General features: G+C 62.0%; 8 protein-coding genes. 1 reads left to right on the forward strand and 7 read right to left on the reverse strand.

Going from position 1 to position 11,867, the window contains the following annotated elements:
• Positions 1-45: 45 nt before the first annotated feature.
• Positions 46-3,129, reverse strand: coding sequence for a transglycosylase domain-containing protein (locus AC0J6G_RS02855; RefSeq protein WP_475251094.1), 3,084 nt, complete (start codon positions 3,127-3,129; stop codon positions 46-48).
• Between the two features lie 300 nt (positions 3,130-3,429).
• Between AC0J6G_RS02855 and AC0J6G_RS02860 the strand changes: the two genes are divergently transcribed.
• Positions 3,430-4,116 carry a class I SAM-dependent methyltransferase gene (locus AC0J6G_RS02860; protein WP_475251096.1) on the forward strand — a complete coding sequence of 229 codons (687 nt, stop codon included), beginning with the start codon at positions 3,430-3,432 and terminating at the stop codon, positions 4,114-4,116.
• Between the two features lie 17 nt (positions 4,117-4,133).
• On the opposite strand, the gene AC0J6G_RS02865 is transcribed toward AC0J6G_RS02860, so the two are convergent.
• From AC0J6G_RS02865 to metR, 6 genes are all read right to left on the reverse strand, one after another.
• Positions 4,134-4,463 (reverse strand): DHCW motif cupin fold protein, encoded by a 330-nt coding sequence (locus tag AC0J6G_RS02865; protein ID WP_475251098.1) that lies wholly within the window; start codon positions 4,461-4,463, stop codon positions 4,134-4,136.
• 124 nt (positions 4,464-4,587) lie between these two features.
• Entirely contained in the window at positions 4,588-7,734 is a 3,147-nt protein-coding gene (locus tag AC0J6G_RS02870) for an efflux RND transporter permease subunit (RefSeq protein WP_475251100.1), read from the reverse strand.
• Between the two features lies 1 nt (position 7,735).
• The gene (locus tag AC0J6G_RS02875; RefSeq protein WP_475251102.1) at positions 7,736-8,818 is read right to left on the reverse strand and encodes an efflux RND transporter periplasmic adaptor subunit; all 1,083 of its coding nucleotides are present in this window, start codon (positions 8,816-8,818) and stop codon (positions 7,736-7,738) included.
• A 5-nt stretch (positions 8,819-8,823) separates the two neighbouring features.
• Positions 8,824-9,480 carry a TetR/AcrR family transcriptional regulator gene (locus AC0J6G_RS02880; protein ID WP_475251104.1) on the reverse strand — a complete coding sequence of 219 codons (657 nt, stop codon included), beginning with the start codon at positions 9,478-9,480 and terminating at the stop codon, positions 8,824-8,826.
• A gap of 184 nt (positions 9,481-9,664) precedes the next feature.
• A complete protein-coding gene (locus AC0J6G_RS02885; protein ID WP_475251106.1) occupies positions 9,665-10,585 on the reverse strand; it encodes a bestrophin family protein in 921 nt (306 codons plus the stop codon).
• Between the two features lie 229 nt (positions 10,586-10,814).
• A complete protein-coding gene (metR, locus tag AC0J6G_RS02890; RefSeq protein ID WP_475251108.1) occupies positions 10,815-11,732 on the reverse strand; it encodes a transcriptional regulator MetR in 918 nt (305 codons plus the stop codon).
• Between the last annotated feature and the right edge of the window lie 135 nt (positions 11,733-11,867).

The raw sequence follows: 11,867 nt of genomic DNA on the forward strand, positions 1-11,867 counted from the left end.
CATTTGGCCTCCCGTTTTTTATTGCGGGCCGTTTTTATGCGGACCCTACAAGGTGCTGGCCTTGGCTGCGGGTATGGGTGGCAAGCACTGGCTGTGAGTGTCCGGTTCAAGGTAGGGGAGCAGAGTCGGGGCCATGCCTTTGAGCACCTGCACTGGCAGCGCTGAAGTGAAGCGGAAGCTTTCAGCCGCGCGGCCAGGGACGAAGGCGGTGAGGGTGCCGTAGTGGCGTGGGCCGAGGTAGAACACAAAGGTCGCGGTGCGGTTCATCGCCCTTGAGCTGAGTACCCGGCCACCGGCGCCGACGGTTTCAATGCGGTTATCGCCTGTACCGGTTTTGCCGCCGACCTTGAGGGGTAGGCCATCAGCCTGGGTAAAGCTGCCAAGCAAGCGCCGCGCGGTCCCGGTTTCCACCACATCGGCGAGGGCGCTGCGCAGCGCCGCTGCGACCTCCGAGGCCATTACGCGCTTGCCTTCGGTAGGGGCGCGCACCACTAGGGTGTCGTAGGGCGTATCGGCGGCGAAATGCAGGCTGTCGATGCGTGCGGTGGGCTGCCGAATGCCGTCGTTCTGAATAATCCCCATTAATTCGGCCAGCGCCGCTGGGCGATCACCAGAGCTGCCGATGGCGGTGGCCAGCGACGGCACCAAATGGGCGAAGGGGTAGCCAAGGTTTTGCCAGCGCCGGTGAATATCGAGGAAGGCTTCTACCTCCAGCATGATGCGGATGCGACTGTCGCGCGCGCTCTTGTGGCGGCTGCGGAACAGCCAGCCGTAGACTTCCTGGCGCTCATCCTGGCTGGCGGCCACGGCATTGCTGAAGCTGGCTTGCGGATGTTCGATCAGGTAGCCCAAAAGCCACAGCTCAAGCGGGTGGACGCGGGCGATATAGCCCTGGTCCGGCAGGCTGTAGGCACCAGGGCCGTATTTTTTATACAGCTCGGCGATGCGCGTATCGCTGAGTTTTTCCTGGGGCAGGTACTTGCGCAGGAAGGCGGCGAAGCTGGCTTCATCGCTCTGCGGCATCAAGTAACGGTGCACGGCCGCCAGTCGTACCGAGGTGTGGCGCAGGCCGTTGAGAAAGGTGTCCAGGCGCTGCTGCTCGGGCTGGCCCTGGTATTTGCGCCAGAAGCGCAGCAGGAAGGTGGTGCCTTCACGGTCGGCAAAGTTTTGCAGGTAGACCTGGCGCCGTGGATCTTTGTCGTCCTTGAGCAGTTCGGCACTGTTGTTCGGACCCTGATAGGTGCTGTAGCGCACCAGGTCACGCATCAGGCGAATAAAGGGCAGGTTGAGCGACTCGCGCATGGCTTCACGCATGCTGGCAATGCGCTGATTGTCCTCGCGGCGGAAGTTGTTGAAGGTGTGAATGCCGCCGCCAGTAAAGAAGCGCTCGGCCGGGCTGGCGGAGTATTTGCGCTCCAGCGCTGCATCCAGCATGGCCGGTAAGCTGGCGTTGGGGGTGCTCTGCAGATAGCCGATGGCCCAGCGGGTGAGGTTGTCCTGGGCGTTGAAGGCGCGCAATTCGCTGGCGCTTTGGCCTGCATGGCGCTGGTGCAGTTCGGCAATGATTTCCAGGTAGGTGGCCAGCACCCTGAGTTTGGCGGTGGAACCCAGTTCCAGTTTGCTGCCTTCGTTGATATCGAACGGCTGGTCGGTGCTGTCGGTCTGCACGCGCACCACGCTGCCGTTACTGGTGCGTTCAAACAGGGTGAAGCTGTAACGCACATCGGCGGTTTTTTCCGGGGACAACAAGCGCTCGCCAAACAGGCCGATCTGCCCGGCAAATTCCGGGTCGGCCAACTGCTGCAGATAGCGGCTGGCGGCTTGCTGCAGCTCGTTATTCAGTGTGCTGGTGGCGCTCAGATCGAGGCGGTCGAGGTCATACAGCGGCATATTGAGCATTGCGGATAAGCGCGTACGCGCAACGCTGATACCTTTATTACTGTCCACCGCCTGTAGGTTGGGCTCCAGCGCCCAGTCGCGGTAGACCAGCGGCTGGCTGAGCGCCGCATCACGTAGGGCGGCGTCAATCATGCCACCGCCGGCCAGCAGGCGGATGTGGCTATCGGTTAGCCCGGCCAGGTCATTACGCCCCTGAGCCAGGTAATAGGACGGGCGGCGCTGGGCAATCATCAGGGCCAGCACCTGACGCAGTGCCAGGCCGCGCTCGGCCAGGCTGGCATCCGGGGAGCGTGCGGGATCGAGCAGTCGATTGACCTGGGCGAAGTCCGCGCCGAACCAGATGCGCAGACCATCGGCCAAACCATGCACTTCACCATGCCCAGGGGCGGCGGAGAGCGGCACGCTGTTGAGGTAGTCGCGCACTATATTTTCCCGTGCAGCCAGTGTTTGCGGGCCGCTTTGGTAGGCGCGTACGCTGGCAGAAAGCATCTGCCGCAGCTTCTCTGTGGCCGACGAGGTCAGGCCGTCCGGGGAGTGACGGTATTTCTCCAGTTGGGTGGCCAGGGTGCTACCGCCCGCCGATTGGTCCTGCATATCCAGCAGTTTGCCGACCTGGGAGATGGCCGCCATGACGAAGCGCGGCCAGTCCACTGCTGGGTTGGCCAGCGGCTGAGCGGGGTCAAGCAGCTTGCGGTTTTCGATAAACAGCAGGCTGCCGGCCACCAGCGGTGGGATGGCGTTGAAACTTGGGTAGTGCTGCTGCGGGTAGCGGAATTCATAGAAGGGGGTGCCGCTGCAGTCATTGATGCGCAGGCCGCTCTGGAGCTTCTCGGGGTAGGGCACAAATAAGCCGCGCTGGGCATAGTCGAGCAGGGCGGGGGAAAACTGCGCTTGCTGCTGCACAACAAAGTTGCGCTGGTTGAGGCGCTCCAGCATCAAGGGCAGGTAAGTGTAGCCCTGGCGCTTATCGAAGGGCCCCTCCATGGGGTAGATGATCGACGGGCTGGGCCCCGGCTGGACGCGATAGCTGAGGGTTTGCGCGTAGCGGCTGAGTTCCTGAGCCTGGAAGCGCGAGGTGCGCATTTCCTCAACAAGCAGCAGGCCGGCAGCGATGCACAGCAGCAGAACGAATAGCCACAAGGTGACTTTCAGCTTACTGGTGCGCTTGCGCCGATTGGGTTGCCCGCCGGCTGGCAAGGTGGTGATGTTGAGTTGCCAAGGTGTACCCATATTCATTTAGCCTGATGTACTCATCCATAGGTTTAACAGGTTGCTGAATCACATCAGCGGGCTTAAACGCTGAGCTCCTCTCAGCTGGCCACTGACTGCAGTTTAGCCGCTGGCACACCCTACTGGCCGGGATGTACTTGGCAGGCATCGGTTTTTCAGCGTTTTTTATGCGGTAAGAGGCGGCTTAAGTGATCAGCGGCAACCCATAAGCCGGGCATGTGGCGCAGGATTGCCCCTGGCGCTGCGAGCACCTGCAGATAGCTAGAATTTTGCCGTGACGGAACAGGCGACGAGTGAGCTATGCAACGCGACCACCGGGAGCAACTCAACCTCAGTTGGCAGGCTAATGCCGATGCCTGGACGGCCGCCGTGCGCGAGCAGCGCATCGAGAGCCGGCGATTGGTCACTGACGCGGCCATCGTCCGGGCGATTCTGGCCCTGGCGCCCAAGCGTGTGCTTGATCTGGGCTGTGGCGAAGGCTGGTTGTGCCGTGGGCTGGCCGAGCATGGCATTGAGGCGGTCGGTGTAGATGCCTCTGCGCCGCTGATTGCCGTGGCGCAGCAGGCTGCGACAGGCGCGTCGCAGTACCGCGTATGCGGTTATGCCGAGCTGGAAAGCCAGGCTGAGCTGCTGGGGCGTTTCGATGTGCTGGTATGTAACTTTGCCCTGCTGGAAGAGCCGCTGGCGCCGACCCTGAATGCCCTGCATGGCTTGCTGGCAGAAGAGGGTCGGCTGCTGATCCAGACCTTGCACCCCTGGCGCGCCTGCAATGACGAGGGTTATCGCGACGGCTGGCGGGTGGAAACCTTTGCCGGCTTTGGCGAAGGCTTTGCTCAGCCGATGCCCTGGTTCTTCCGTACCCTGGAGTCCTGGCTTGGGCTGTTCCGCGATACCGGCTGGCGCCTGCAATGGCTGCAAGAGCCGTTGCACCCGGAGAGTGAGCAGCCGGTTTCGCTTTTGATGCTGCTGAGTTCCGAGCGCAACTGAACCGGTTGTGCCGCCTATTAATCGACGATAAACAACTTTGCTCCGCTTGCGGTGGATGAGCGGTGCGCCTCGGCCTGATCGGCGACCTGATAGCTCATGCCTGCGGTCATGACAAAGCGCCGGCCATCTTCCAGCTCGGTGTGCAGTTCGCCTTCCAGACACAGCAGAATATGACCCTTCTGGCACCAGTGGTCAGCCAAATAGCCGGCGCTGTACTCGACCATGCGCACGCGGATGCTGCCAAACACCTGAGTGCGCCAATAGGCCATGCCGGTTTCGCCCGTATGTTCACTGCGCTCGACTTGGCTCCAGTCAGTGATGCCGAAGGTGATGTCGCTGATGTGCATACGTTGAGTCCTTTACTGAATGAGCCACTTTACGGCGCCGATTAGCGGTTTAGCCGTGCTGCGCCTAGGTGTTGGCGTCAGCATCTGCCCAGGTCATTGTCGGTCTGGGCAGATGCATCTCCCGCTACGGTGTGCGTTGCAGCTCGGTCTTACCGGTCGCACTGGCTAGCAGGTGTTCCGGCAAGTCGAGCAGGTCGTCGTCGAAGGTTTCCAGCGGGGGCGGGCGACGCTCGAAGCGCGAGCCGAGTACCAGCAGGCATGGCGTCAGCAGCAGGGTCAGTACGGTGGCGAAGCTCAGGCCGCCGGCAATCGCACTGGACAGCTGGGTCCACCACTGGGTCGACGGCGCGCCAAAGCCCAGGCTTGGGGTGAGCAGGTCAACGTTAACCCCGATCACCATCGGTACCAGGCCGAGCACCGTGGTCACGGCGGTGAGCAATACCGGGCGCAGACGCAGGCTGCCGGTTTCCAGCGCCGCCTCACGCGGTTCTAAACCTTGGCGGCGTAGCTGGTTGTAGGTGTCGATAAGGATGATGTTGTTGTTCACCACGATGCCCGCCAGGGCGATCAAGCCCATGCCGACCATGACGATGCCGAATGACTGGCCGTTGACCAGTAAACCCATCAGCACCCCGGCGGTAGACAGGACGATGGCCGAGAGCACCAGCAGCGACTGGTAGATGCTGTTGAACTGGGTCACCAGGATGATAAACATCAGGAAGATCGCCACCGCAAAGGCGGTGCCGAGGAAGGTTGCCGCTTCACGCTGGTCAGCATCTTCACCGGCGAACTTCACCTGTACATCGCTGGACACTTCGCCCATGGCTTCACGCAGGGCTTGCAGGCGTTCGTCCAGGCGCGCGCCTTCGGCGATGTCGGCTTGCAGGGTGATGGTGCGGTTGCCGTCGACTCGGCGCAGGGTGCCGACCTTGGGCGCCTGTTGCAGGGAGACGAAGTTGCTTAGCGGAATCTGCCCGGCCGGGGTGTTCAAGGTCAGCCGGCCGAGTTGGTCCAGAGAGCGCCAGTTGGCTGGCAGGCGCACACGGATATCCACTTCATCGGTGGCGTCTTCCGGGCGGTAGGTGGCCAGTTTCAGGCCGTTGGTGACCATCTGCACGGCGTTACCCACGCTCAGCACGTCAGCACCAAAACGCGCAGCCGCCTCGCGGTCGACCTTGACCCGCCATTCGATACCCGGCAGAGCACGGTCATCCTCGATGTCCTTGAAGCCGCCCAGACGCTGCATAGTGGCGCGCACCTGTTCGACCCACTGATCGGCCTTGGCCGGGTCCAGCGAGCTGACCTGCAGTTTCACCGGTTTGCCGCTGCTCGGGCCTTCTTCCTGTTTGCGGAATTCCAGCACGATGCCCGGGATATCCGCCGTTCGCGTGCTCATGTCGGCAAGGATCTTGCCGGCCGAACGCCGCTCATGCCATTCGACAAACTGGAACTGCAGGGTGCCAATCACATCCGCACCAAGCTGGCCATCCGGCTGCGCCAGAGAGCGGGCGTATAGGGCTTTGACCTCGCTCATGCCGAGCAGGCGGTTTTCCACTTGCTGCAGCAGAGCGTCTTTTTCCTGCACCGATAGGTCGCCGCGGGCGCGCAGCCAGATCTGCGCACTCTCCGGTTCGGTCTCAGGGAAGAACTCCACGCCATGGTTGAAGCGGCCATAGGCGGTGTAGATCAGCGCAATCAGCGCAAGCATGCCCAGCAGGGTCAGCCCCGGGCGCTTTAGCAATGTACTGAGCAGGCGGCGATAACCGATGGCGCCACGGCCAGGCTGGGTGGCTTGCGGCAATGGCTGGCCACCGGTGACGGCGCCGAGCACCGGCAGAAACACCAGGGCCATGGCCAGCGAAGCGAGCAGGCAGACAATCACCGTGGCCGGTAGGTATTTCATAAACTGGCCAACCACGCCGGGCCAGAACAGCAGCGGCAGAAACACCACCAGGGTGGTGGCGGTGGAAGCGATCACCGGCCAGGCCATCCGTGTTGCGGCGTTGGCCCAAGCCTGGCGCGGCGTCTGCCCCTGGTGCAGATAGCGGTCGGCCAGCTCGGAGACCACGATGGCGCCGTCCACCAGCATGCCGGCCACCAGAATCAGGCTGAATAGCACGACGATATTCAGGGTGAAACCGAGCATCCAGATCAGCAGAATGCCGGTCAGAAAGGCCCCTGGAATGGTCAGTCCAACTAATAGCGCCGAGCGCATGCCCATGCTCGCTACCACGAGAATCAGCACCAGCACGATGGCGGTTATCACGTTGTTGAGCAGGTCGCTGAGCATGGTTTTTACCTGCTGCGACTGGTCCATGATGTAGCTGACCTTGAGGCCTTCGGGCAGCAGCGGCTGGGCTTTGACCATCAGCGCTTTGACCTGCTCGATGGTGTCGATGATGTTGGCGCCGCTGCGCTTGGAGACTTCCAGCACTACCGCCGGCTGGCCGTTGATCCGCGCGTAGCCGGTGGGATCTTTGAAGGTGCGGTGAATGGTGGCGACGTCGCCGAAGGTCACCACGCTGTTGCCCACCACCTTGATCGGCATGGACAGCACGTCTTCGAGGTTTTCGATCACCCCGGGCACTTTCATGCTCATGCGCCCGGCGCCGGTGTCCAGGCTGCCGGCGGCGACCAGGCGGTTGTTGCGGCTGACCAGGTTGAACAGTTCGTTGTAATCGATGCCGTAGCTGTCGAGCACCTGTGGGTCGACGACGATTTCCAGCAGGTCTTCGCGGTCGCCGCCGATTTCCACCGACAGCACTTCGGCGATGCCTTCGACGTTCTCTTTCAGGCGCCGGGCGATGTAGACCAACTCGGTTTCGGCAATCGGCCCGGACAGGCCAATCGACAACACCGGAAACAGCGCCACGTTGACTTCATTGACCGTGGGTTCCTCGGCTTCTTCCGGCAGCTTGCTGCGGGCGGTGTCGACCTTCTCGCGCACATCGGCCAGGGCCAGTTTGGCGTCGAAACCGGCATCGAATTCCAGGGTTACCGAGGCTTGGCCTTCGTTGGCCATGGAGCGCATTTCTTTGACCCCTTCGAGGCTGCGCAGCTCCTGCTCCAGCGGGCGTACCAGCAGGCGTTCGGCGTCTTCTGGGCTGATGCCTTCGAGGGTTACCGAGACGTAGATAATCGGGATGCTGACATCCGGGTTGGCTTCCTTGGGAATGGCGAAATATGCCGCCAGCCCGCCGAGCATCAGAAACAGCAGCAACAACAGGCTGGTGCGGCTGCGATCGAGCGCTGCAGCGATCAGGCCATGCATATCAGCTACCCCCTTTGGCCAGCTGGCTGATGACCTGCTGGCCCGGCTCGACAAAGCCCTGGCCGAGGGTGATCAAGGCCACTTTGTTAGGCAGGCCACTGACCCAGGCGCCCTGGTTATCGACACTGATCAGCTGTACCGGGGTGAACTCCACCTGTTGCTGCTCGTTGACCCACTTGACGCCATGCCGGCCCGCTTTATCCAGGCTCAGCAGGGCCGGCGACAGGCGATGGGCTAAAGCTTCGCCTGTTTGTACATGCAGGGTTGCGCTGGCGCCCGCCAGACGCAGGGCCTGCGGGTTGGCAACCTTGACCTCAACGCGGAAGCTGCGTGAGCCGGGGTCAGCGGCGGCGGCGATAAAGTGCAGTTCGCCCTGCAGTTCGCGGCCATCGAGCAACTCGACGCGCACGCTCTGGCCCAGGGTCAACTGGGTGACTTCCTGCTGGGCGATTTGCGCGCTGACCTTGAGCTGGCTGATGTCCACCAGGGTCAGAAGGCTCTGCCCAGGCTGGACGAAATCGCCCAGCTCGACCATGCGCTGGTCATACACCCCGGCAAAGGGCGCGCTGATTTGCGTGTTGCCCAGCTGAATGCGCGCCAGATCGAGTTCGGCGCGGGCCTTGGCCAGTTCACTCTGCAGGCGAATCAGCTCGTTGGTGGAAACCAAGTTACGTTCACGAAGGCGTTCGGCGGCGCTGGCATCGGCGGCACGCTGGCGTACATCGGCCTCACCCTTGGCCACCTGGGCCGGGCGGTTGTCGGTGGACAGGCTGAGCAGCAACTGACCCTGCTTGACCGGGTTGCCTTTGTCCTGATCGAGACGAATCACCGTGCCGCTGATCTGCGAGCGCAGCTCGACCCGCCGCCAGGGTTCGATTTGCCCCTGCACCACATGCTGACGCTGCATGGGGCTGGCTTCCAGCCACTGCACTTCAACCTTGGTCAGGCCCTTTTTTTCTGCCGGTGCATCGGCCGTGGCGGTTTCCTGAGCCTTGAACAGCGAGCCGCTGAGCAGCCAGAGCACGAGTAGCAAACTGATGGCGACGGCGATCAACCAGGGGCGTTTGGACAGCTGACTGAACATGGTGGCTACTCGTGGCAATGGGGTTGAGTAAGCAGGGCGCTCGCTTGGGTACGCAGGCCGGCAATGATGAAGTCGGTGACGCGGGCGAAGTACTCATCAAGGGCAATCGGCTCGGCCCAGTGGGCAAAGCCACCGGAAGCGATGCGCGCCATGACGCCGTTGACGCAAGCTTCGACGCCCCACAGTAGGTTCTGGCAGTCGGCCTGGCTCAGGGCATAAGTGCCCAGGGCATCGCACAGCAGTTCGGCGAAGAACAACTGGTAGTCGCGCTCCATGTCGAGAAACTGCTGACGGTAGAGCGGCTCCAGGCGCTCCTGGAATTCGGGGCGGTCGCAGTGGCGGCACAGCTGCGCCTGCAGGGGGTTGCCGAGCATCTGCGCGAAGGCGCGCAGCAGCACCTGGCGCATGGCCTGCTGCGGCGCACTGCTGGCCTGCACGCTGCGCAGTTCATTAAGGTCGGCACGGTGGCGATCTAGCACCAGGCGCGCATACAGTGATTCCTTGCTGGGGAAGTGCTTGTACACCGTGCCCTTACCGATACCGGCGGCAATCGCCACTTCGGCAATCGTCACGCGGTCCCAGGGCTGCTCAGTAAAAAGGCGGCGGGCTGCATCGAGGATGGCGTTCTCGCGTTGTTCGAACAGCTGATCTTGATAGCGCATGGCGACGTGATTCAGAAGTTGTGACCGGCGGTCATGCTATGACCGTGGGTCACAATCAGCAAGCGAGCAGTTGTAACAGGCTTTGCCGCTTCGCCTGCATGGAGCGGGTTTCAGTAATAGGGGCGTTGCGGGGCCAATTTTATTAGGCCCCGTTAGGGCTCGCGCAGAGCAGTCAGTGTTGTATTTACTGCAAGATGTAGCCCTGTGGTTGCAGCGGCTCGGGCATGGCGTCGCCCAGCACTTCCAGCAAGTCAATCTCGATGCCACGCACCATGGCGTTCAGGGGCAAATCATTGTCGGAGAGGCCAAAAGGCTCCTCCAGTTCATCCCCTAGCGCATCTAGGCCGAAAAAGGTGTACGCGATGATGGCCACCAGTAGTGGCGTGAGCATTTCCAGTGAGCTGACCAAACCAAACGGCAGCAGCATGCAGAACAACCAGGCCGTGCGGTGCAGCAACAAGGTATAGGCGAAGGGCGTGGGCGTACTTTTGATCCGTTCGCAGATGGCCTGGCTGGTCGCCAAGGTATCCAGGCGTTGCTCCAGGCCGCGATAGAGCACATCGCTAAGGCGGTTTTCACGCACGCACAGGGCTAAATCCTGGTTGATCCAGTTGAGCAGGGTGTCTGGCACGTTGCGGCGCGTACGCAGTGCTGCCAGTTCAAGCGGGCTCACCCAAGCCGCACAAGCGCTGGCGGCATCCTGGCCCCGCAGATGGGCCGCCAGCGCATGGGCAAAGGCAATGCAGCGTTCTATGGTCAGGCGGCGCAGGGCGGCATTGTGCTCACCGGCCAGCAGAGCCTGGCTTTCGCGGGCCAGGCCACGGGCTTGAATAATCAACTCGCCCCACTGTTTGCGCGCTTCCCACCAACGGTCGTAACACGCGCTGTTGCGAAAGCCGAGAAACACCGAGAGCGCGACCCCCAATAGTGAAAATGGCGGGGCACTGACGTGGCTGAGCCAAGGCATCCAACCCATGCCATAAAGTCCCACCACCGCGCATGACAGCAGCGTGATGCTCAGCAGTTTGGTGGCGATGTGCGGGAAGATTGAACCACGACGAACGAAGAACAGGTGCAGCGCGTTGGGGCGCGGGCGAACGATCATGACGGCGGTGCATCCAGGGATCGGGGAGGGCGTAAGCGGCGCGAATTATGCGCCGCTGCCCAGCCTCTGACTAGGCATTAGCGCCTGCCGTTTAGGCTTTTTATTGCGCGGCCTGTGCGCGTTGAACCGTGCTGTACCAGGGTGGCTGAGCCGAGCCTGTCGGCTGGGGGTGAGCCCCGCCATACCTCGTCACATACCATGGGTTCAACAGCTTAAGTTGGCGGCTGGTTTAACGCGCCACGCTGACGCCTTCCAGGTTGGCAAAGGAGGTGTCCTTGGCGGTTAGCAGGAAGTCGCGCATAAAGGGCGCATCCAGCATATCGGTGCGGATGCCGGCATACAGCGTGGCGAACAAGCCCTTGTCGCCCAGGCGCTTGGCGGTTACGTAGCCGCGCGAGCTGTACTCATGCAGCGCCCAGTTGGGCAGGCCGCACACGCCACGGCCGCTGGCCACTAGCTGCATCATCATCACCGTTAATTCCGAGGTACGTACCTGGGCTGGTTCGACATCGGCGGGTTCGAGAAAGCGGGTGAAGATGTCCAGACGATCACGTTCCACCGGGTAGGTGATCAGGGTTTCCGTGGCCAGGTCGTGCGGCTTGATGCACGGTTTGTTGGCCAGTGGATGTTGGTTGGCCACGGCGAGCATGGCTTCGTAGGTAAACAGCGGCACGTAGGTGATGCCCGCCAGTTCGAGGGGGTCGGAGGTGACAACCAAGTCCAAGTCGCCACGCGCGAGTGCTGGCAGCGGCGCAAAGGAGAAACCCGAGGCCAGGTCCAGTTCGACCTCCGGCCAGGCATCGCGAAACTGGTCGATGGTCGGCATCAGCCATTGGAAGCAGCTGTGGCATTCAATCGCCATATGCAAACGGCCGGCTGTACCACCGGCCAAGCGCGCTAAATCGCGTTCGGCGCCGCGCAGCAGCGGCAATACCGTGTCGGACAGTTGCAGCAGGCGCAGCCCCGCACTGGTGAAACGCACGGGCTTGGTCTTGCGCACAAATAATTGCATGCCCAGGCGTTCTTCCAGCTCCTTGAACTGATGCGACAGTGCGGACTGCGTCAGGTGCAGGCGCTCAGCGGCATCCACCAGGCTTTCGCTTTCGCGCAGGGCGTGCAGGGTTTTCAGGTGACGCAATTCGAGCATGAGGGCCTCGGTGTTTGGTAGGGCGGCGTTCTGGCGACAAGCAGAACATGAGTAAAACTATAGATCAAGACGAATAGATTGAGTTTGTCTCACTTAGGCAGGGTGCCGAGAATAGCCGGCATCTTATTGATCTGC

This window comes from Pseudomonas sp. TS_SC_3 (assembly GCF_056156225.1).